Source organism: Fusibacter sp. 3D3, assembly GCF_001748365.1.
Classification (GTDB): Bacteria; Bacillota; Clostridia; order Peptostreptococcales; family Acidaminobacteraceae; genus Fusibacter_A.
This window is the reverse complement of sequence record NZ_BDHH01000017.1, coordinates 1-22,781: the sequence shown is the minus strand read 5'-3', so window position 1 is coordinate 22,781 and position 22,781 is coordinate 1. Positions and strand designations below refer to the sequence as shown.

21 protein-coding genes and 1 pseudogene are annotated in these 22,781 nt (G+C 38.2%); 10 read left to right on the top strand and 12 right to left on the bottom strand.

The window, feature by feature from the left end; all coding sequences use genetic code 11:
* The first annotated feature begins 178 nt into the window (after positions 1 to 178).
* The gene (locus tag F3D3_RS17315; RefSeq protein ID WP_069875716.1) at positions 179 to 2,845 is read left to right on the top strand and encodes a UPF0182 family protein; all 2,667 of its coding nucleotides are present in this window, start codon (positions 179 to 181) and stop codon (positions 2,843 to 2,845) included.
* Between the two features lie 86 nt (positions 2,846 to 2,931).
* Here the strand turns inward: F3D3_RS17315 and F3D3_RS17310 are convergent, their stop codons facing one another.
* The 6 genes from F3D3_RS17310 to F3D3_RS17285 form a co-directional block, all read right to left on the bottom strand.
* Positions 2,932 to 3,969: a M42 family metallopeptidase gene (locus tag F3D3_RS17310; protein WP_069875715.1), complete on the bottom strand. Its 1,038-nt coding sequence runs from the start codon at positions 3,967 to 3,969 to the stop codon at positions 2,932 to 2,934.
* Positions 3,970 to 4,048: 79 nt separating this feature from the next.
* Complete coding sequence (locus F3D3_RS17305; protein ID WP_069875714.1) at positions 4,049 to 5,014, bottom strand: ABC transporter ATP-binding protein; 966 nt, start codon at positions 5,012 to 5,014, stop codon at positions 4,049 to 4,051.
* Positions 5,011 to 5,991, bottom strand: a complete 981-nt coding sequence (locus F3D3_RS17300) for an ABC transporter ATP-binding protein (protein WP_069875713.1) — start codon at positions 5,989 to 5,991, stop codon at positions 5,011 to 5,013. The genes F3D3_RS17305 and F3D3_RS17300 overlap by 4 nt, the downstream gene beginning before the upstream one ends.
* 13 nt (positions 5,992 to 6,004) lie before the next feature.
* Positions 6,005 to 6,877, bottom strand: a complete 873-nt coding sequence (gene nikC, locus F3D3_RS17295) for a nickel transporter permease (RefSeq protein WP_069875712.1) — start codon at positions 6,875 to 6,877, stop codon at positions 6,005 to 6,007.
* An 11-nt stretch (positions 6,878 to 6,888) separates the two neighbouring features.
* Positions 6,889 to 7,818 (bottom strand): nickel ABC transporter permease, encoded by a 930-nt coding sequence (gene nikB / locus F3D3_RS17290; RefSeq protein WP_069875711.1) that lies wholly within the window; start codon positions 7,816 to 7,818, stop codon positions 6,889 to 6,891.
* Positions 7,819 to 7,909: 91 nt separating this feature from the next.
* Positions 7,910 to 9,508 (bottom strand): ABC transporter substrate-binding protein, encoded by a 1,599-nt coding sequence (locus F3D3_RS17285; RefSeq protein ID WP_069875710.1) that lies wholly within the window; start codon positions 9,506 to 9,508, stop codon positions 7,910 to 7,912.
* A gap of 154 nt (positions 9,509 to 9,662) precedes the next feature.
* On the opposite strand from F3D3_RS17285, the gene F3D3_RS17280 reads away from it, so the two are divergent.
* Positions 9,663 to 10,352 (top strand): Crp/Fnr family transcriptional regulator, encoded by a 690-nt coding sequence (locus F3D3_RS17280; protein WP_139132138.1) that lies wholly within the window; start codon positions 9,663 to 9,665, stop codon positions 10,350 to 10,352.
* Between the two features lie 293 nt (positions 10,353 to 10,645).
* Here the strand turns inward: F3D3_RS17280 and F3D3_RS17275 are convergent, their stop codons facing one another.
* Both F3D3_RS17275 and dcm read right to left on the bottom strand, forming a co-directional pair.
* Positions 10,646 to 11,815, bottom strand: coding sequence for a type II restriction endonuclease (locus tag F3D3_RS17275; protein ID WP_207645397.1), 1,170 nt, complete (start codon positions 11,813 to 11,815; stop codon positions 10,646 to 10,648).
* The gene (gene dcm / locus F3D3_RS17270; protein ID WP_069875707.1) at positions 11,787 to 12,917 is read right to left on the bottom strand and encodes a DNA (cytosine-5-)-methyltransferase; all 1,131 of its coding nucleotides are present in this window, start codon (positions 12,915 to 12,917) and stop codon (positions 11,787 to 11,789) included. The genes F3D3_RS17275 and dcm overlap by 29 nt, the downstream gene beginning before the upstream one ends.
* Positions 12,918 to 13,632: 715 nt before the next feature.
* Between dcm and F3D3_RS17265 the strand changes: the two genes are divergently transcribed.
* The 7 genes and pseudogenes from F3D3_RS17265 (at position 13,633) to F3D3_RS17240 (ending at position 19,793) form a co-directional block, all read left to right on the top strand.
* Positions 13,633 to 14,832, top strand: a complete 1,200-nt coding sequence (locus F3D3_RS17265) for a saccharopine dehydrogenase family protein (protein WP_069875706.1) — start codon at positions 13,633 to 13,635, stop codon at positions 14,830 to 14,832.
* 1 nt (position 14,833) lies between these two features.
* On the top strand, positions 14,834 to 15,961 hold the full coding sequence (gene nspC / locus F3D3_RS17260; protein ID WP_069875705.1) for a carboxynorspermidine decarboxylase: 1,128 nt from the start codon (positions 14,834 to 14,836) through the stop codon (positions 15,959 to 15,961).
* 111 nt (positions 15,962 to 16,072) lie between these two features.
* Positions 16,073 to 16,741: a YkgJ family cysteine cluster protein gene (locus tag F3D3_RS17255; protein ID WP_069875704.1), complete on the top strand. Its 669-nt coding sequence runs from the start codon at positions 16,073 to 16,075 to the stop codon at positions 16,739 to 16,741.
* Between the two features lie 106 nt (positions 16,742 to 16,847).
* A complete protein-coding gene (locus tag F3D3_RS17250; RefSeq protein ID WP_069875703.1) occupies positions 16,848 to 17,741 on the top strand; it encodes an HD-GYP domain-containing protein in 894 nt (297 codons plus the stop codon).
* Between the two features lie 215 nt (positions 17,742 to 17,956).
* A pseudogene (locus F3D3_RS24935) lies at positions 17,957 to 18,037 on the top strand (hypothetical protein); the annotation flags it as partial.
* 438 nt (positions 18,038 to 18,475) lie between these two features.
* Positions 18,476 to 19,087, top strand: coding sequence for a hypothetical protein (locus tag F3D3_RS17245; RefSeq protein ID WP_069875702.1), 612 nt, complete (start codon positions 18,476 to 18,478; stop codon positions 19,085 to 19,087).
* Between the two features lie 28 nt (positions 19,088 to 19,115).
* Complete coding sequence (locus tag F3D3_RS17240) at positions 19,116 to 19,793, top strand: hypothetical protein (RefSeq protein WP_175438415.1); 678 nt, start codon at positions 19,116 to 19,118, stop codon at positions 19,791 to 19,793.
* A gap of 292 nt (positions 19,794 to 20,085) precedes the next feature.
* Here F3D3_RS17240 and F3D3_RS17235 read toward each other — a convergent pair whose 3' ends face one another.
* The 3 genes from F3D3_RS17235 to F3D3_RS25250 all read right to left on the bottom strand — a co-directional run bounded on the left by F3D3_RS17235 (position 20,086) and on the right by F3D3_RS25250 (position 21,465).
* Entirely contained in the window at positions 20,086 to 20,418 is a 333-nt protein-coding gene (locus F3D3_RS17235; protein WP_069875700.1) for a DUF1292 domain-containing protein, read from the bottom strand.
* Between the two features lie 211 nt (positions 20,419 to 20,629).
* Positions 20,630 to 21,115, bottom strand: coding sequence for an IS630 family transposase (locus F3D3_RS25255; protein WP_069870038.1), 486 nt, complete (start codon positions 21,113 to 21,115; stop codon positions 20,630 to 20,632).
* Positions 21,116 to 21,156: 41 nt separating this feature from the next.
* Entirely contained in the window at positions 21,157 to 21,465 is a 309-nt protein-coding gene (locus F3D3_RS25250) for a transposase (protein WP_374700087.1), read from the bottom strand.
* Between the two features lie 174 nt (positions 21,466 to 21,639).
* Between F3D3_RS25250 and F3D3_RS17225 the strand changes: the two genes are divergently transcribed.
* A complete protein-coding gene (locus tag F3D3_RS17225) occupies positions 21,640 to 22,392 on the top strand; it encodes an IS4 family transposase (protein ID WP_069875699.1) in 753 nt (250 codons plus the stop codon).
* An 11-nt stretch (positions 22,393 to 22,403) separates the two neighbouring features.
* Here F3D3_RS17225 and F3D3_RS17220 read toward each other — a convergent pair.
* The coding region (locus F3D3_RS17220; protein WP_069875698.1) for a transposase at positions 22,404 to 22,781 on the bottom strand (378 nt) is incomplete at its 5' end.

Genomic DNA, 22,781 nt, shown 5'->3' with positions numbered 1-22,781 from the left:
ATGAATTCTCCCGCACTGTCATAGATTCTTAAAATTATTTATATAATCTACTTCATACCCTTATTCCGTTCACTTTACAACTAAAAATATGAATTAATAGTCATTTAAATGACGAATTCGGGTATAGACTTATGTAGAAGATAAAAAATGTTTTTATAGAATTAAAATGGAGGCACTTATGTTTAATCCGAAAAAAAATCTGATAAGGCTTTTAATCGGCCTCGTGGCTTTACTGGCGTTTATTTTTGGCAAAGGCATCGGTTTGATTACCGATTTTCTGTGGTTTAAATCACTCCACTTTGAGAGTGTGTTTTTAACGCGTCTTTTCACAAAATTTGCGCTTTTTATACCGCTTTGGTTGTTTTTTAGCTTATTTTTAACCCTTTATTTTCGTATGATTTACAAGTCCTATCTGGCTTATCCTAGACTTCACGATGTTACGGTTAAAGAGAGCCCCGTTAAGAAATACAATGCTCTAGTGGGTTTTGGTATCGGTGCACTTTTCGCTCTCGTGATTTCAAACAGCTTGTGGCTTGATTTCCTCAAGATGATCAACGCCGTTTCTTTTAGTCAAGCGGATCCCATCTATCATTTGGATATTAGTTTTTACATTTTCGTACTCCCTTTTTTGAGAACGCTCATGGGCCTACTGATCTTCTTTTTAGGCATGATCATTCTAGGCACTGCTTTCCTTGAATTTATGTTGATCAACCAAAGATATGCTAATGTTATGGACATCACACTGGACTCGATCTCCAATAGCTTAAAGGGCCCTTTTTTGAGAAGTCTCTTCAAAAAAATCAGTTACTTGCTCGCCTGTTGTTTCTTACTCCTTGGGGGCTTCTATTTAACCAATACTTTTGAACTGCTCTACTCAACGCGCGGCGTGGCTTTTGGCGCCAGCTATACGGATATTGCCGTTACGATTTGGTCTTATAGGGCTTATGCGTTGCTTGCTGTATTTTCAGCAGTACTGACGCTTATAGCCTTTCATAAAAACAAACTCCGCTTGTTTGCGGTTGGACCGATCACTTTAATCGTCGCTTGGTTTGTGTTTGCCATAGCAGGAGGCGTCGTTCAACAACTCATTGTTGAACCCGATGAAATTTCCAAAGAGACCGAGTATTTAAATTATAATATCAAGTTCACTCAGAAAGCTTATAATCTAGATACAGTTGATCTCGTAGAATATCCATATGCCGAAAATCTGACACAAGCTTCTATTATGAGAAATGACGAAACCATAAAGAATATTCGAATCAATGATGCCAGACCTCTAAAACAAACTTTTAACCAAATCCAAAGCATCAGACTCTACTACGATTTTTACGACATCGATGTGGATCGCTATACCATAGATGGTGAATACACGCAAGTATTTATAACGCCTAGGGAGCTCAATCAATACAAACTTGATAATAAAGCCATGACTTGGCTCAACCAATACCTCAAGTATACACACGGCTATGGGATCGTCATGTCCCCCGTGAACAGAGTTACAGATGAAGGCCAACCCGAACTTCTGTTTAAAAATATACCACCTATCACAGAGACAAATCTTCAAATCACACAACCCGAAATCTACTTTGGCGAACAAACAGAGAAATATATCATCGTAGGATCAGGGGAGAAGGAATTCGACTATCCAAGTGGTTCCGATAATGTGGAGACTATGTATTCTGGCACAGATGGCATCTCGCTTCACGGTTTAAACCGGCTCTTGTTTGCTTATAAAGAACAAAGCCTCAAACTTTTAGTTTCCAACAACATCACCCGTGATAGCAAAATCATTATTCGACGCAATATCATCGAACGTGTCAACGCCATTGCGCCTTTTATTAAATTGGATTCTAATCCCTATATCGTTTTAAACGACACCGACGGTAAACTCTATTGGATCGTAGACGCTTACACCGATACGCCTTACTATCCTTACTCCCAGCGCTTTGATTTTCAAGATCAAGAGGTCAACTACATTCGAAATTCTGTAAAAGCAGTTGTGGATGCCTACGATGGCACGGTCGCTTTTTATGTATTTGACGATCAAGATCCCTTGATCCAGACTTATAAAAAAATCTTTCCAAAACTTTTTTTAAGCAGAGCCGAATTTCCTGTAGGCCTTGAATCACACACGAGATACCCACAAGATCTATTTGATCTACAAGCATCCGTTTACCGAAAATATCACGTGGATAATCCTGTGGTCTTCTATAATGGTGAAGACGTCTGGGATCTTGCAACTGAAAAATATATGGATGCGGTACAGCCCATGACGTCCAATTACGTGATGTTCAAGATCGATGACAAAGCTGAATTTGCGCTGATCATGCCGTACACGCCAAAAGGCAAACCAAACATGACCTCTCTGTTGGTTGCTAGGAACGATGCCCCGCATTACGGCGAAGTCTTCCTCTACAGGTTCCCTAAGGATAAAACGATCCAAGGACCGATTATGATTGAGTCTAGAATCGACCAAGATTCAATCATTTCACCTCAATTTACACTTTGGGGGCAGCAGGGCTCCAGCGTGCTCAGAGGGAACTTAATCGTCGTGCCCATTGAATCTTCTCTCTTATATGTGGAACCGATCTATATACAATCGGATAACGCCAACAGTTTACCCGAAATGAAACGCGTGATCGTTGCCTATGAAGACCAAATTGTCATGGAAACCACTCTAAAAGAAGGCCTTGATCGACTCTTTGGCGATCCGCAACAATCTGATTTGACGCTCCAAACCCTCGAAGCCTTGATTAATCAAATCGATACTAAACTTGAACTCACAAAAGAAGGCATTGAAGCACTTGAGCAATTGCTCGAGGAACTCAAAACTCAGATCAAGTAACGATCGTTAAAGTTCTCTATTAAATCAAAAAACCGCTCCCTTCTAGAATGCAATGGTTCTAGAGGAGAGCGGTTTTTTAAAGGGGATTAGTCCTGTATCGCATAATGAAATAAAAGCTTTGCCGTATTTTCAATCGCTGTAATATGAGTTCTTTCATAGTGGTGTGTGCTGTCAACACCAGGACCGACACAAGCAAAATTCACATCAAACCCTTGTAGGACAGCCAGACTTGCATCTGAACCATATCGGTTGTAGACATCGACATTGTGCTCTATGTTATGCTTAACACAAACGTCTGCCAATTCCTGTCTTAATTTATAATCATATGGCGTTCTACTGTCCTTAGCCGCTATTGAAACCGCAGACTCTTTGCTGGTTTGTCTAGGACCAACTGGACCGATGTCAATGGCGATTAGTGCATCTGTTTTCGGTGGAATATAACTCACGCCATGACCGATTTCTTCGTAGTTACTGATGCAAAAATGAATCGTATATTTCGGCGTTATATTTTTTTCTTTAATCAATCTGCAAAGGCCCAAAATAATGGCAACTGCTGATTTATCATCTAAATATCGCGATTTGATAAACCCATTTTCACAGCGCACAAATCGTGTTTCAAACGATATAAAATCACCCACACCAATCCCTAAAGCACGTGTGCTATCGGCATTATCGGTCATCGCATCTACGCGAACTTCCACAGTTTCATCTGTGCGTTCCATAGTTCTCACGCGATCTGAATCAATGTGAATAGAAGCAGGGATCGGCATTAGACTCCCTGTGATCGGATCACCTGTGGTCCGGTGGATTAGGACATTTTCGCCCTCAACCGCATTCCAAGAGAAACCGCCAATTTGAGCTAATAACAATCTCCCATTGGGTTTGATTTCTTTGACGATGGCACCAAGTGTATCTACATGACCGACGATCATCTTATGTGCTGCATCATCAATGCCTTTCACAGTCACCATCAAAGCATTTTTGTTCGTCCGCTCAACGGCATAACCCATGTCGACAAATTCTTTTTCAATATAAGTGGTGCAAGTTTCTGTAAAGCCTCCTGGGCTCGGTATGGCTAATATAGCCTCCATAAATTCCAAAATATATGTTGTTTGTGTCTCCATATAAGTCTACTCCTCTATTGATTTGATGCATTTTATCCATTTTATAAAACGCGTTCTTTAATGGCTCTCTAATGGATCTCTAATTTTGCTCCAACTGCCTGACATAATGGCACGCTACCCATCTGCCCGGTTCACTTTCGATCAATTTTGGGGTCTCCTCAAAACAATTTTGTTTACTGTAATCACAGCGACCGGCAAATCGACATCCCTCAGCTGGATTGATGGGACTTGGAACATCCCCGCGCAGTATTAAGCGCTCTTTTTGTACCCCCAGTTTTGGGATTGGGATTGCCGATAACAAAGCTTGTGTATAGGGGTGTAGCGGATCTTTAAAAATGCTTTTGTAATCCGTCAATTCAATGATTTGGCCGAGGTACATCACTGCGATACGATCGCTGATATGCTTGACGACACTTAAATTATGGGCGATAAACAAATAGGTCAACCCCAGTTCTTTTTGCAAATCTTTCAGCAAGTTCAAAATTTGAGCTTGAATACACACATCCAGTGCAGAAACGGGCTCATCTAAAACTAAAAATTCGGGATTGAGCGCCAACGCCCTTGCAATACCCACGCGCTGTCTTCTCCCACCATCTAGCTCATGGGGATATGAAGTCTTTAAGCGCTCCGAGAGCCCCACACGGCCAATCAGTTCATCAATACGAGTTTCCAGTTCATCCTTTGTTTTGTAGACTTTATTGATAATCAAAGGCTCTGCGATTATTTCTGATACGGTCAATCGCGGATTCAAGCATGAATAAGGATCTTGAAAAACGATTTGCATATTTTTCCGCATCTTTTTCATATCGGGTTTACTATACTCTAAAATATTCTCATTATGAAAGAGCACTTCGCCAGAATTCGCTTGTATAAGTCTGAGCAAAACACGTCCTGTTGTGGATTTGCCACATCCAGATTCACCAACAAGTCCCAGCGTTTCGCCTCTATTGATAAAAAAGTTCACGCCATCAACGGCATGGAGCATGCCACTTTTGGTTTTAAAATGTTTTTTAAGTTCTTTTACCTCAATTATTTTCTCATTCATAAGGCACCTTCCTGTTCATACAAGTAACAATAAACATGATGTTCAGAACCAACGACAACTTTAGAAGGTGATTTTTGACTGCAAATCGGCATCTTATGTGGACATCTCGGATGGAACGAACAGCCACTGGGCATATCTGTCGGGTCAGGTGGTAAACCATCAATGACATTGAGCCGATCCTGTTCACTATCCAAATCGGGAATAGAATTAAAAAGACCCACTGTATAAGGATGATAAGGCTTCGTATAAAGCGATTCCTTTGTGGCATACTCCACTACTTTGCCGCCATACATAATCGCTACTTTATCACAAATTTCTGCAACCACACCCAAATCATGTGTAATCATAATCATAGAGGTCTTAAAATCATCTTTGAGCTTCTTCATCAGATCCAGGACTTGCGCCTGTATGGTCACATCCAGTGCAGTGGTTGGCTCATCTGCTATTAGGAGCATGGGATTACAAGATAATGCAATGGCGATCACCACCCGCTGTTTCATCCCGCCACTGAATTGATGCGGGTACTCATCCTGCCTCACTGCTGGAATGCCCACTACTTCAAGCATTTTTTTCGCTTTTTCTTTGATCTCTTCTTTCGTTCCGGGTTCATGAAGCTTTATCATCTCTTCTATTTGTGCGCCCACAGTCATGACTGGATTTAACGAAGTCATCGGATCTTGAAAAATCATGGCAATCTGTTTGCCTAAAATCTTTTTCATTTCTGTTTTAGACTTTCCAAGTAAGTTTTCACCTCTAAAATATATTTCGCCTGCCACAACTTTTCCAGCAGGTTCTGGTAAAAGCTGCATGATTCCAAAAGCTGTGGTGGTTTTGCCTGCGCCTGTCTCTCCGACGAGTCCAAGGGTCTCTCCGTTCCCAACTTCAAGATTAAAGCCTTCAACCGCGTGGACAGTTCCATAATCTGTTTGATAATGAATCGTCAGATTTTTAATTTCCAATAAATGTTTTTCTGCCACTATTAAGCCTCCTTTAATTCTTCAATTTGGGATCGAGCGCATCACGAAGTCCATCACCTAACAAGTTAAGGGCTAAAATCGTCACCATCATGGCGATTCCTGGGAATAACGTCATATGTGGATAGTCCCGGATATAGCTTCTTCCACCTGAGAGCATTGAGCCCCATTCTGGCGTAGGCGGTTGTATGCCAAGTCCAATAAAACTCAATCCTGCTGCTGTTAAAATCGCAATTGCAACGCCAATCGTCGCTTGAACAATAATAGGCGCCATACAGTTCGGCAGAATATGCTTCACGATAATTCTGAAATCTGAAGAACCCGCAGCTCTTGCAGCTTCTATAAACTCTTGCTCCCTTATAGACATCACGGAAGCTCTCACAAGGCGCGCATAACCAGGAATAGAGGAAATCCCCACTGCAATCATGAGATTGGCAATACTAGGCCCTAATGCTGCAACGATTGCTATGGCTAAAAGAATTTCTGGTATCGCCAAAAGCACATCCATGCATCTCATCAATAAATTTTCTAATCGACCGCCGTAATAGCCTGCTATAGCCCCAATTGAGCCCCCAATGATAAGCGATATGCCCACTGCAATAAACCCAACTTCTAGAGATATCCTTGATCCATACACGATTCTACTAAAGATATCCCGACCAAATTCATCGGTTCCAAACCAATGTTCAAATGACGGGGTCTGAAACATATTGAGTAAATCTTGACTCTCGTAACTATATGGTGCAATCCAATCCGCAAAAATTGCCGTTAGGAAGAGCAGGATTATAATCACCAAGCCGCCTACTGCCATTTTGTTTTTTCTGAGTCGGCGCCATACATCCAACCAAATACTCTTTTTCTTATTCTTTTTTTGTTTTACGGTATTCATATGAGGCCTCCTTACTTGTATTGTGACTTAATTCTAGGGTCTACATAGGCATACAGTAAATCCACCAGTAGATTGACCAAACTAAAGGATATGGCCACAAAGAGAACGCCTCCTTGGACCACTGGAAAATCTCTCATTTTAATGGATTCTACCATCAATCTGCCAATTCCAGGAATTGAAAAAATAGATTCTGTCAAAACTGCGCCTCCAAGTAATCGACCGAATTGAAGGCCCGCAATCGTGATTATGGGAATTAAAGCATTGCCTAGAGCATGCTTGAAAACCACCTTATTTTCATCTTGTCCTTTGGATCTGGCCATGCGGATATAATCCATACGAATGACTTCGAGCATACTCGACCTCGTCATCCGTGTGATAATCGCTATGGATTGTGCACCTAGTGCTACTGCTGGTAATATCATGGCATTTAAAGTGGTATAGCCCGAAGAGGGCAACCATCCCAGCTTAACCGAAAACAGTAAGATTAGCAATAACCCCAGCCAGAATACAGGCATGGAAATCCCAATGAGGGCAAAGAGCATGGTCACATTGTCAAAAATGGAATATTGCTTAATAGCGGATATAATGCCAATAGGAATACCAATTAAAAGTGCTAATAAAATCGATGAACCCGCAAGCTTTAAGGTCGCAGGAAAAACGGTCATAATTTCATCCCAAACGGGTCTTTTAGTCACGTAGGATTTCCCCACGTCCTGATTCACCACTAAATTGTATGCATATTTCCCGAACCTCACAAAAAAAGGATCATTGAGTCCCATTTCTTCACGGAGTTGCAATACGGATTCTTCCGTCGCTTGATCTCCTAAAATGATACGCGCAGGGTCACCAGGCGTGATGTAAAGAAGAAAGAAAACTATAAATGCAACTCCAAGAATTACTGGGATTAACATTAGAATTCTTCTAGCAAAGTACTTGAGCATCAAACTTCCCCCTTTTCCTAACCCTTATGTTCATAAAAGATGTGAGCATTGGATAAACACTCACATCTTTATAACTTAAGGTGTATGGTTGTTATTTTATCGTTACATTGTATAAAACATGATAGCCGAATGGACTTGGGTCAAACCCTTCGATGTTAGAACGTACACCCACAACGGTTTCGCTATTTTCCATAACAATCCATGGCGCTTCCTCACGAATAATGGTTTGCAACTCTTCATAAATCGCTTGACGCTCTTTAGAGTCTGCAAGTTTTCTGCCTTCTTCGAGAAGTGCATCTACTTTTGGATTATCATAGTAAGAAAAATTGTTTTTCCCTTTTTGGCTTGAATGAAATGGACCGTATAATGACATATCTGGATCTGGTGTCTGAGTTGACCAACCCACCATGAACATTTCATGATCGCCATTTTTGATGCCTTCAAGGTAAGCACCCCATTCGAGCACTTGAATTTCTGTTTTTATGCCTATTTCCGCCAATTGATTTTGAATAATGGTACACATATCTATACGTGCTTTTTTATCATTTGTCCAAATTTTAGCTGTAAATCCATCTGGATAACCAGCTTCTACCAAAAGTGCTTTTGCTTTTTCTACATCATAGGTCGGTTTCCCAAGCGCATTGTTGAAATATTTGATATTGGGTGGCACTGGACCTACCGCTGGTGCACCAACACCTCTCCATACAGCTTGAACGATGGTCTCTGTATCGATTGCATATTCTATGGCTTGTCTGACTTTGATGTCATCAAAAGGCGCTTTTAAAGTATTAAAAGCAAAGTAAGTCGTTGAATTTGCCATTTTACGAATGATTTTCAAATCTTTATTTTCTTCTATTCTTGTGATGTCATTTGTAGCGATATCATAAGCGATATCGACGCCACCACTTTCGAGTTCAATGGTTCTATTGGTGGCTTCTGGAATAGCTCTTATGACCATCTTGCTAAAAGATGGTTTTTCGCCATAGTACTCATCAAAACGTGTCAATACGATTTGATCCCCTTTTGCCCAGCTTTCAAATTTAAAAGGGCCTGTTCCAACAGGATTCATCGCATAAGCGTCGCCTGCCGCTTCAACTGCCTTTTCATTGAGTATGACACCGCCCCCTTTATGGGTTAATGATGGCAAAAATGCTGAGTTCGGTGTTTTAATTCTAACGATGATGGTATAATCATCCACGATTTCAAGACCTTCTGGGTCAATATCGCCAACGATATGTGCAATGGAGCCACCAATAGGCGAAGTTGCTCTCTTGAAAGTATAAGCAACGTCAGCTGCTTTTAATTCTTCGCCATTATGAAACTTTACGCCTTTTTTCAAATAGAACTTATAAGTGAGTTCATCAATGACTTCAAACTTTTCAGCCAATGAACCCACGACTTCGTTACTTGAATTGAGAACCACTAAAGTATCATAAATTTGCTCCATGATATTCGATGAAGCGACGTCATTTGTTGCATGTGGATCCAACGATTTTGCATCATAGCCCGTTGCAACAATTAGAGTGTCTTTTGCAGGTGCTGCAGGCGTGGTTTCAGCACCACTTGCAGCTTCAGAGCCATTTGTGGATTCAGCGCCACTCGCAGCTTCTGGCTTAGCACTGCTACATCCTGTTAACGCCGTTACAAGCAGCAATACCCCCACAAGGAAAATCGATATTTTTTTTCTCATTTAAATCCCCTCCATTTAAGTTTGTTTTATCTATATGTTCAAAATCAAAATTTGATTTTGTTCATACTCATTTTAGATTTGAATTCTATGCATCAAACAAGTATAATGAATCAATACTGAGCTCGTTAGAAATGTGAATCTTTTGAATTTGGGGGTGAGGTCAATTTATAATCAAAAATTCAATCGAGAAGAATATGATATAACCCGAAAAACTTTTTTGGAAGTCTTCGGCTCTGTCAGCGAAATCCAATATTATAAGCGTGGTGCCATTGTCAACATTGCCTTTGGAGATGAAATCATGTTGATCACAGGTGGTCGTGTTAAGGTGATGACTTACAGTGAAAATGGCAATTCAAGACTTCTTTATATGCTTTCTTCTGGCGATTTATTTGGGGAAATTGATTCTTATGTGGAACATAGCCCTGATATCGATGTGATTTGTCTAACCGATACTCAAGTTGTTATGATTCCGACACAGCTTTTCAAGGCGACAATTGCCGCTCAACATGAGCTCTATAACCATTTAATCCTCAGTATCATAAGGAAATATCAAATTATAAGATCTCAACTTTCCGATACGGTTTTTCGAGATTCTCGTGGCAAAATTGCCGCTTTACTTCTACGCCTTTGTTCTCAAGAAGGTGTCAAGCGCAACAATTTTTGTGAATTTTATCACTTAAAACATCATGAAATGGCTTCACTTGCTGGCTGCTCACGCGTTACCGTGACGCGTGTCTTGCATGAATTTATGGATCAAGGGATTCTCGGAATCGAAAAAAACAAGATTGTTATCTTTAGCGAAACCCTTCTAAGACAACAATTTATTCAAGGAACACGCACTTGAATAGTCGCCTTTGTTAAAGATTATAGCTATTCTGAAATCAATAAGTTGTAGTCTAGGATACCAAATTTGATTTTTTTGAACATTCCGTAATATTTTTTTGAACTTTTTGTAATTCGGATGTCAATTGTGTGTTTTCTTAACCGACGCTTAAGCTTTTGGAGATGAAATAAAAAAGTAAGGACGCCTAAAGTTCCTGAGAACTATAGGCGTCCTTACTTTAGATGTCCTTACTTTTAGATGTCCTTACTTTTTTGAGCCCTTATACATAAGATACATGTCTCATATTTGCGGGTTTAATCATTTTGCTTTTCTTTTATAAAGCTAATAAACTTACTCAAATCCCAAATCCAATCCCTGTATGCCATAGGGTACGTAGAAATGTATTGCTTAGGGACCACCAATTGCACCTTTTGATTTTTCATTTCATTCAATTGATTAGCAGAAATGCCTTGCTGCAAAGTAAACAGATGCTTCACCTCAATTTTATCTGCTTCCGTTAAGATTTGTCTCCACCGATCTTTGCAAGTTGTCTTTGATGCGAGCATGGCTAAGTTTTCATAATCAAAAGTTGAGACTGCATCCCAATAAGTACCTTCATCTGGAAATAAAAAATCAGGCCTTTTATTTTGTTCAGTAATCCCTTGGTCCACAAATCTAAGCGCATTTCTTCTAAAAATCTCAGCCAAATGATTTTCAAGAGACTTCCCAGCTCTACTCTTTCTTCTATTTAAGACACTGTTTGCACGATTGATAAAGGCATCAATCGACTGAAATTTAACTTCAAGAATATCTTGGTTAAATTTCTTTTCAATTTCTTTAAACAATAAGTATTCATGCTTTAACCAATTTATAAGCATCATATCAGAGTCCGCTAGATTTCCTCTTTGGGGCATAGTCTCAAAGACGCTTCGTGCTTTGAGCGCAATCTCTGCAGAAGATGGAAAATCCCCTGTTATTTGATCTAAAAATTGCTGCACTTGAGTTTCCACAGAAATCGAATCGTTTACAGTGAGTAAAGCATTTGTCTCTGCTGGTGACAATCCATAATAATCTAAAAATGCATCTATTTCTGTCTCTTCCTCTATAACATAGCCCCGGTAAGTCTCAAGGTCCATTTTACAAAGAATGAACAAAGAACCAATATTAGAAGTTCTAAAATGAGGAAATCCCCTTCCAAAAGAGGTGATCCTGTACTCGTTCCGAGTCCCTGTGCCATAATATTTGAAATTGCTAATGGTTTTGCTATCATCATGCCACTTGATTTCAACTGTTTTCGTAATATTAGTGCCCTTTGAACAAGGCTTGTCAAATAGAATCGACACAGCAGACTTCGCAACGTATGGCCCAGACTGATGTCCACCCGTTAATCCGACATCATTTGCAGACAAGAATTTACAATACACTAATTCCGCTTCGGATATGCTCACATGAATATCATACGACATTTTCAACTTTCCTTTCATCCACCGCCATGGCCTTAATCATTTCTCTGGAAATTGCACTGATAAGCGGCACTACCACTGAATTTCCAAATTGCTTGTACGCTTGAGTATTAGACACCACAATTTTATAATTTTCAGGATAGCCTTGAAGTCGTGCGCACTCTCTTGGCGTCAACCGTCTCGGATTTTTCTTTTCTTGGGGGATGAGAATTTCAGAACCATCTTTGTGATAGCGAGCACTAAGTGTTCGAGTTGCACCATTTAAGTCCGCAATGCCAAAACCAAAACCATTTCCGAGTTTTTTATGCTTCGCTGCATGCGCTTGCAAATAAAGCCATAATTTATCCGATAGCGTAAACTTGTCGTCGACAGTTGATTCCAGTATATCTCTAACCCTATATTTGACGTTTGACTCTGGAAAATGAAAATTAGGCGCCGTCTTATAAATATTCGCATCAAAACCTACAATAAATATACGTTCTCTATGTTGAGGCACATACCCGCTCCCGTCAATCACTTCATCAAATACATGATAATTTAATTCTTTCAAAGTATCTATGATGACTTTATACGTCTTGCCCTTATCATGAGAACGCAAATTTTTAACGTTTTCAAGAAGAAATACCTTAGGCCGCTTAGCATCCAATATTCTTGCAATATCAAAAAAAAGAGTGCCTTGAGTCTTATCTTTAAAGCCATGTGCTCTGCCTAAACTGTTCTTTTTAGACACACCTGCCAGCGAAAAAGGCTGACATGGGAATCCTGCAACAAGCACATCGTGATCAGGAATTTCACGCTCATCGATCTGTGTGATATCGCCTGCTGGCCTTTCTCCAAAATTAGCCAAATACGTCTCTTGTGAATATTTATCCCACTCACTTGAAAAAACACATTTGCCCCCAGCACTTTCAAAGCCCAATCTCATGCCTCCAATGCCTGCAAATAGATCAATAAAAGTAAAATTACTTCGATTAAGTAACTGTTTAGATCGAGTTTGGTGCAAATAACTTATGATGGATTCTTTGACAATGGCGTTCATTGAGGTACTATTCATATTTGCAGTTTCATGTAGTGTCTCATAAATTTCGGGATCAAGACTCACATGCAAATTCTTCTTTGTCATTATTGCCTCCGGGGGTTTTCTTGTATCTATTATAACCCGCGTGATCGAACAAAACAAGAACATATATTCGTTTTAATTAAAATATGTTAAGTGTACGTCTATTTATGAAATTTTCAACTTCAACAATATTGTTCTTGCTTTTCCATGCATTCCTTGGTAAAATAAACGTGCGTTATGTGAAAAACTAATATTCATAATCTTGTATCTTTCAACGCTGATAATTATGACCACTTCTTTAGTGAGGTGAAGGCCATACGGACAGCCGGGTCAAATGCCGATTAGCAACTTTAGTTGCTTTATTGATTGAGTTAAAAGCTCAAATTTTATAAGTTGGTTACTTTATAACCAGTGCATATTGCACATCAACTTGTGAAACAGTCAATAAGAGTGGTAAAAGTAATTAATTGCTGTATAGACTCTGATGATACTAAATATATTTTGAATATTAATGATGAAACGTATGTCCACGTGCTTTGTTGCTATGGATATATCTATTTTTAATATGTAAATTATATTGTAAACAAGTGTTGTGCGCTTATATGCGAATACACTTGTTTTTTTTTAATCGTTAGTCCTTGTCCAGCAAAGCGCAGGGATGTTCAACCGCTGAAAGGTGTCGGCAAAAATCGGTTTGAGCCATCGAAGATGGCTCAAATATGATTATACCAGTGGGCATAAGCCCAATAAAAAATTTGTTTAATTAAGGAGAGTAAAAATGGGAAAAGCACTTGTTATTGGTTGTGGTGGTGTGGCTCAGGTTGCCATCCAAAAATGTGTTCAAAACAGCGCCGTATTCGAGGAAATTTGCATCGCAAGCCGTACGAAATCAAAATGTGATGCTTTAAAAGCAAAACTAGAAGGTAGCAAAACAAAAATTACAACTGCAAAAGTGGATGCAGATAATGTAGATGAATTGATCGCGTTAATCCAAGCTGAAAAACCTGATCTTGTAATGAATTTAGCGTTGCCATACCAAGATTTAACGATTATGGACGCTTGTTTGGCAACTAAAACCAACTATTTAGATACTGCCAACTACGAACCGCACGACACTGCAAAATTCGAATACAAATGGCAATGGGATTACCGTGAGCGTTTTGAAGCAGCTGGTATCACAGCACTTTTAGGCAGTGGTTTTGATCCAGGTGTTACAAGCGTTTTCTCTGCACATGCGCTTAAACATCATTTTGATGAAATCGAATATATCGATATCCTAGACTGTAACGGTGGCGATCATGGCTATCCTTTTGCGACCAATTTCAATCCTGAAATCAATATCCGCGAAGTCACTGCTAACGGCAGCTACTGGGAAAATGGTGCATGGGTTGAAACTGAACCTATGGCAATCAAACGTGTTTACGACTTTCCAGAAGTGGGTCAAAAAGATATGTATCTTTTACACCATGAGGAAATTGAGTCACTCGCAATCAATATTCCAGGTGTTAAACGCATCCGTTTCTTCATGACTTTCGGTCAAAGCTACCTTACGCACTTAAAATGCCTTGAAAATGTTGGCATGACTTCTATAGAGCCTATAGAGTTCGAAGGTAAAAAAATCATTCCGTTACAATTCTTAGCAGCAGTATTACCAGATCCTGCATCGCTTGGTCCTCGTACTAAAGGTAAAACCAATATTGGTTGTATCTTCCGTGGTAAAAAAGAGGGCAAAGACAAAACTTACTATGTTTACAATGTCTGTGATCATGAAGCTTGTTATGCAGAATTAGGCTCACAAGCGATTTCATATACAACTGGCGTCCCTGCAATGATCGGCGCTATGATGCTCATGACTGGCAAATGGGATAAAAAAGGCGTTTACACTGTTGAGGAGTTTGATCCAGATCCATTTATGGAGGAACTTGGCAAATGGGGCCTTCCATGGCAAGAGAGCTTTAATCCTGTAATGGTAGATTAATATGAAATTTTCAGAATTACCTACACCTTGCTTTATTGTAGATGAAGCTTTAATTGAAAAGAATTTAAAAATTTTGAATGGTGTGTCAGAGCGCACTGGGTGTAAAATCGTCTTAGCTCAAAAAGCTTTTTCCATGTATAAACTATATCCATTGATTGGTGAATATTTGGACGGTGCCACGGCAAGCGGTTTATATGAGGCGCGTCTTGGATTTGAAGAGATGGGGAAGGAGAATCACGTCTTCTCCCCTGCTTATCGCGAAGAAGAAATGGATGAAATTATAGAGCTCTGCGATCACATTGTCTTTAATTCTTTCTCTCAATCAGAGCAGTTTAAAGATAAAGTGCTAAAAGCAGGCAAAAGAGTGGGCTTGAGGATTAATCCAGAACACTCCACTCAAGTCGGTCATGCCATCTATGATCCTTGTGCAGTGGGTTCTCGTTTTGGCGTGACTTTAGAGCACTTTAAACCTGAGCTCCTAGAAGGCATTTCAGGCCTTCATTTCCACACCCTTTGCCAACAAGACTCTGACGATTTGGAATCGACTTTAAACGTGATCGAAGCAAAGTTTGGCACTTGGTTACCGCAACTGGAATGGATTAACTTCGGTGGTGGACATCACATCGCCAGAGAAGACTATGATATACCCTTGCTTGAAAAATGTATTAATCACATGCAAGACAAGTACGGCTTACAGGTCTATTTAGAACCCGGTGAAGCCGTAGCACTCAATGCAGGTTACATGGTTACAACCGTACTGGATATTCAACAAAACGGCATGTCTATTGCTATTTTGGACACTTCAGCCGCTTGTCACATGCCCGATGTTTTAGAAATGCCTTACAGGCCACCCCTTTTTGGATCGGGTGAACTCGGTGAAAAGCCATATATGTATCGCCTTGGTGGCAACACTTGTCTCACTGGGGATGTGATTGGAGATTACACTTTTGATCAACCTCTAAAAAGCGGTGATCGCTTGGTCTTTGGTGACATGGCGATATATTCCATGGTGAAGACCAACACCTTTAATGGTATGGCATTACCCTCAATTGCAATCCAAGATAAAAATGGCGACTGTCAAATCGTACGTCAATTTGGCTATCAAGATTTTAAGATGAGATTGGGATAGAATGCTTTCCCATATTCATTAATTATAAAAGCCCTTGAGTAAAAATAAAAACTCAAAGGCTTTTGTGCATTTATTTTAAGTGATCTGATCGTCTTATTGAAAGGTGAATATATGAAAACAAATATAATATTAGAAGACATTTCCGATGGCAAAAGATATGACATAAATGACCTGGTAAAAGCAAATACAGGCGGTTGTCATGGCTGTAGTGCTTGCTGTCACAACGTTGGTGATTTGGTTACCCTAAATCCATTTGACGCTTACAACATTTCAAGTCATCTGAAGATCACCTTTGACGTACTTTTAGAAGATAAATTTGAACTTCATCCACATGGCAAGCTTGTTTTACCTCATTTGAAAATGCATAAAGTATCTGAACGCTGTAGCTTTTTGAATCAAGAAGATCGATGTACAATTCACGCAAATCGGCCTAATATTTGTCGTTTATTTCCACTAGGGAGAGTATATGAAGATGATAATTTTAAATACTTTTTGCAGAAAGATGCCTGTATGAAATCTCATTTGACTGATGTTAAAGTGATGGATTGGATCGGTATTGATCACTATAATGAAAATAAAGCTTTTATTCTCTCATGGTATAAACTCATTAAAGCACTTACCTTTCGCGTGAAATTTATACATGATGATCAGGAACTAAAAGTACTTAACACTTATCTTCTCAATACATTCTACCGCATGGACCTCGATGAGCAGCAGACTTTTTATGCAGCTTATAACGATCGATTACCTGAAGCAAAAGATCACTTAGGCATCCTTTGATACATTTGGGTTCCACAATATTGGCTTTTATGGTCACTTCAGATATGTTACAATAATTTAAAATACTATTCTAATAATCGATACGCTCACAGAATAAGAGGTGTTTATGGAACTTAAAAAATTTGGTAAAAAAATCAAAGCAGACAATTCTAGCCGCGGATTAATCACTCTACTCGGTACCAACGATGGCGTTGAAATTGTACAGTTTGATATCAAAAAAAGCGGCTTTTTATTCATAAAGCCTTCCATTATACCCGATACGTATGAATTCTATTACATTATTACTGGGTATCTAGAAAACAACTCAGAAATTTTGGGTCCAGGTGATTATTTTGAAGTACAAAACCTTGAAGAAAGTTTCTCATTAACAGCTGTTGAAGATACTGTACTTCTTTTTTTTGCATCACGATCTGGCGAATATGAACTCTCCAAAAAAATGCATACAAAACTCCATGAGCAACTTGAAACATTACAAAATAAAGATCATTATACTTATCAGCATTCTAAAAATGTCAAACGCATATGTGCTCATCTAGCGAAACAGCTCAAGCTAAGTGCCACTGCCACAAGACATCTTTTATTGGCTGCTACTTTTCATGATATTGGCAAGACTCAAATTCCAGACTCTATCTTAAATAAAAATGCAAAGCTTACGCCTGCTGAAAATGAAATTATGAAAAAACATGTTGTCTACAGTTATGAAATCGTCCTCAAGGAAATGGATGAGGAAGTTGCAAATATCATTCTCAATCATCATGAACGCCCTGACGGTTCGGGATATCCACATGGTTTAAAAGATGATGCCATTACTTTAGAAGCAAGTATTCTAGCTTTGGCAGATAGTTTTGATGCCATGACTACAGACCGCGTTTATAAAAAATCAAAAACATACGAAGAAGCTTTATCCGAACTCAAGATAATGGCGCCTGCTCACTATAATCTTGATTTGATCCACCATCTTGAAAATTTGGTACAATCACCAGCCTTCTGTAATGAATAACCTCGCCCATAATCTCAATCTGATTTTAATTTAGTCTTATATGATCCTAACCTCATTCCATCAGACATCACCATTCTTTACATTTTATTATCCCCATACGGATCCCTCTCTCTTTCTAAATTTTCAGAGGGGGTATTTTGCTTTTTTTGTAAAATGTAACGATTACTTATCCGCACCTGCCTTTTTAACCCTATCCCAAAAGTTAGAAGCGGGGGATTACGACGCTATCCAGCGGCCAAAAGCAACGTCTCGGACTTGCACGCGCACAACTTCGTAAATCCCCTTATCTCATTTTAGATGAAGCCTTCACAGGGCTTGACATCGAGACAGAATCAAAAGTACTTAAAAACCTTTTCTCACTGGATGACCGAGGTCTCATCTGGATCACACATCGATTGGTTCAAATGAATCAAATGGATATTATTTATGTTATGGCTGGCGGCGGAGTCATTGCAAAAGGCACCCATAGCGAACTGATCAAAAGTTGTGAGCTCTATAAGCAAGCTTATAAACCGCTTATCAACTAAATTCCAATTAGGACGCATTTTGTTCCAAATAGGCCATTTTATAGATAATTTTTAATATTTGTGTTATGATAAAGCCATGGCATCCATTAATATTTAACTCTATATTAAATGGTTCCATTGATAAATTATATTGTAAAGGAGGTATAAAAGAATAACATTGTTTCCAATTAACTCAAAATTACATTTATTTAAATCGAAGGAGAAATTATGAAAAAAATAACATTTATTTTATTGCTCGTATTTATGTTAAATATGGGGAGTGTTTTTGCCACAACTGAAGACTCAGATTTCACTGATAAACCCAAAGAAGAAACCATTGGTGGGATCATGTATTTAGATGGCATTCCAGTTATTCACAACGATAGGGAATTAGAGCTCTTAAATACTACACTTAAAAACTCGTCATTCATGAGGTTGTTTTCTAATCCATATCCAGTAAACCAGTGGAGCAATAATAACAATTCATTTATTTACAGAGGTTATGATAGAGATATCTTTACAAATAAATCAAAAGATATCTCTCTTGATGCCACTTTGGCAACATCTTCATTTACAAATTACGAGATAAGTGGCTCTGTTGAATTTGGATTCAAAGGCGTAGCAGAAGCCTCCATGGGTGCTAGTGTTGGCCAAGAGTGGGGAAAAGTTTATACAATGTCCGTTACAGTACCACCACAAAGGTCTGTAGAATTAGTAAGTGCTTGTAAAGTTATGAATAAGCAATGGATTTATCCATATCAAAACGGAGGCAATATCACCAATTATTATGCAGGGAGTTATAATAAATACGGTACTGAATATTGGCTATATGATAACTAAAAATAAATTAAAAATACGCCTATTTTTTTTGATAATTATACTTACAATATCAGGATGTACCTCTAAACCATTATCAAGTCAGTTCAATAAAGGCATTGAACTGTTATTCTTTGATGATCTTAAAAATGAAAAAATTATCAGCATTCCCATACAACTTGATACGATTACAGATGAAGTATATCTTTTTAATAAGGATGAATTGGTCTATACGTTAACACCTTCAACTTATCGTTATGATGGCAAAGCTAAAAAAATTATTTTAACTATTGATTCATATATTGAGCATTTTAATCGGATTAAAATTGGACTTCAATATTATGATTTAGATGACTACTATCTTGAAAAAATGTCTGATGTGAAAATGAGACGAGATCTTGTCAATGTGGGCACTGTAACCCTTGATGCCTTTAATAGCGAGGTTAGAGAGCAATCTTCTGATGAATACTATGTAATCTCAGAAGATGATGATTATGAATATACGATCGTATTTCCTTTTTCTGAATTCAATTATTTGACCAGTGATTTAAGTGTTACCACAAATGAAACAGGTAAAAAAATACATCATCATTTTGAACTTGATGACTCTTTTCTTCAAGAGAGCGGTATCAAATCAATCACATTTGAATCTGCTTTAGTCAAGAAATCATTGGATTCCGATGAATTAGAAGTTATTATGATGCTCTATCAACCCTTTTTACTGGAGTAAGTAAACAATAATATGTAACCACTCATCCATAACAAACTGTGCAATTAAATATATAAGGTTAGGGTGTCAAATCCAAAAGTTGAGCAACCCTCTACCATATGATGTCGTTTACGAGAAGTACGCGATACAGCATATGGTAGAGGGTTAATGCGAAACTGACTTTTGACACCCTAACCATATAAAAAAAACCTCAAGAAAAGTTTTTTAAACAACTTCTCTTGAGGTACTTTTGTTTTTGCTTCTATTTTTGATTAATACGCTTATTTCTCAACAGCCCTATCAAAGCGTATACTCAGTCCGCTTCGCCACCTAGTAATCTAAAGGCGTTAGAGACTTTCTCATATTCTTCATCACTTTCGATTTCAGTGAGTTCCACAGAATCATCTTCATATTCTGAAAAGCCATAGAGCAATGCAAGATCTTCATCCGGATGCAATAAAGAAATGTACTCTTTGCCTTCTACTTCAAAGATCTCAATGATCGGACAGATTAATTTTTCGCCGTTTTCAAGTTCAAGGGTCATGGTTTGAACATGCTCATGATCATGATCGTGGTCATGAGCATGACCACAGCCACAGCCACATGAATCTTCTAAAGTGCTTTTATCATTTTTTAAATCAGACATTTCGTCACCTCTTTAATGTTATTTCCTTGATTATACACGGAAATCACATTGATGTCGATATGGTTTCTGCAAGCGAAAATTGAAAATAGCTTGACCACGAAAATGCAACGGCATAATCAAAGCGGACTGAGTATACGCTTTGATTCAATGTTTTTTCCGATTTATACTTTTTAAGAATGCTCCTATATAAGTTGAATTAAATTTTAATAATTTACAATTGGACACATAACCGATCTATAATAATATGTGGATGTTTTGCAATTTCTGTTAGAAAAGCAGAGACATTCTTTCTAATCTCATATGTCTTGTTATAAAAAACGTTGTTGATGACTTTTTCTTTAAGCCAACCCCAGAGACCTTCTATCAAGTTTAGATTTGGACTATATGGAGGTAGATACATTAACTCAAGTCGATGGGAATTTTCTAAAAGAAAAGGCTGAAGTAACTTGGCGTGGTGTATCCTTGCATTATCAAGAACCATAACAATTTTACCAGAATACCGTTCAAGTACATTGTTCAGAAAACCAAGAAATGTTTGTGCATCGTATGTTTCGTGCTCTTCACAATAGATATCTCCACTCTCATAATCTAAACAGCCCACTAGTTTTACGCCACGATGCTTTCCATACGTCTTTATGATTTTTTGTTTGCCGCGTTCAAACCATGTAGCTCCGATCGCTTGGTAATCTCGAATCATAGATTCATCCTCGAATAGTATGTGTTGGATTTCACCGTTTATCAATTTTTTTTAACATCAATAAATGCCTTGCGAAATTGCTCTTGCTTTAGGGGATCAGCTTTAGCTAACGTGTACGTAGGACGTGTGAATGATAAATTCAGTCTAGACAATATCAACGTGATACCTTTGATGCTGTATTGAACTTTGAATTCTCTCAAAATATATTCTGCTACAATTCCAGCTGTCCAATTGAAATTAGCTACAAAACCAACATCGGCGGGGGTTTTGTTTAAAATGAGGTCTTTTATTGTAGCCTCTTGCTCTTCGGTTAACCGACTTGGTCTACCTTTGCGTGGAGCATCTGGGATTGAACTAAGACCTATACTACGATACTTTGTATCACTAGTGTTGCATAAAAAAAATTAACAGAAAGTCAAGTATTTTTTTGAATTGAATAATATGGTAAACTAGGAATGAGTATAAAAATAGTTCTTGCTCAAAATTTTTCTAAACTATCTTGAATAAAGAAAGGATAAAAAAATATGAACAAGAACACCACAATTAATTTTATCATAAATTCATTACAAGAGTCACTAACAATTTTAAAATCTTTTGGAATTGATAAGTATATCAAGAAATTGACCAGTTCACGATTTATTTCGCTTATGATATTTGCTCAAATTATGGAATTTGAATCAGTCAGAGCACTATCAAAACACTTGAATAGTTCAGTTGACTTACAAAATGCGATAGGTCTTGAGTCCGCAAGTCATTCACAAATTTCTAGAAAATTGAACAGTCTCAATCCAAATCATATGAAGCAGATGTTTAATCAAGTCGTCAAAGATGCACATATCTATTTGAAGCCAAATGCAGTTAAATCCTCTTTAGGTAATTTGTATATGATTGATTCATCAACGATAAGTATGTGTATAACTCAGTATCCATGGGCAGATTTTCGAAAAACAAAAAGTGGGATCAAGCTCCATTTGCGATTGAAATTTTGCGATGATATTAGTTTGCCAGATAAAGCGATCATAACGAATGCACGTCCAGCAGATAAAAAGCAAATGGACAATTTGGTGATATCCGAAGAAGGTGCTATCAATGTAATGGACCGCGCTTATGTGGATTATAAGAAATTTGATATTTACTGTGAACAAAAGATTTACTTTGTAACACGGTTAAAATCAAATTCAATCATTGAAAAAGTACAAACATTTAAAACAGAGGAAAATAGTGTCGTTATCAGTGATGAAAAAGTGCTTTTGGGTAATCTATATAAGTTGAATTAAATTTTAATAATTTACAATTGGACACATAACCGATCTATAATAATATGTGGATGTTTTGCAATTTCTGTTAGAAAAGCAGAGACATTCTTTCTAATCTCATATGTCTTGTTATAAAAAACATTGTTGATGACTTTTTCTTTAAGCCAACCCCAGAGACCTTCTATCAAGTTTAGATTTGGACTATACGGAGGTAGATACATTAACTCAAGTCGATGGGAATTTTCTAAAAGAAAAGGCTGAAGTAACTTGGCGTGGTGTATCCTTGCATTATCAAGAACCATAACAATTTTACCAGAATACCGTTCAAGTACATTGTTCAGAAAACCAAGAAATGTTTGTGCATCGTATGTTTCGTGCTCTTCACAATAGATATCTCCACTCTCATAATC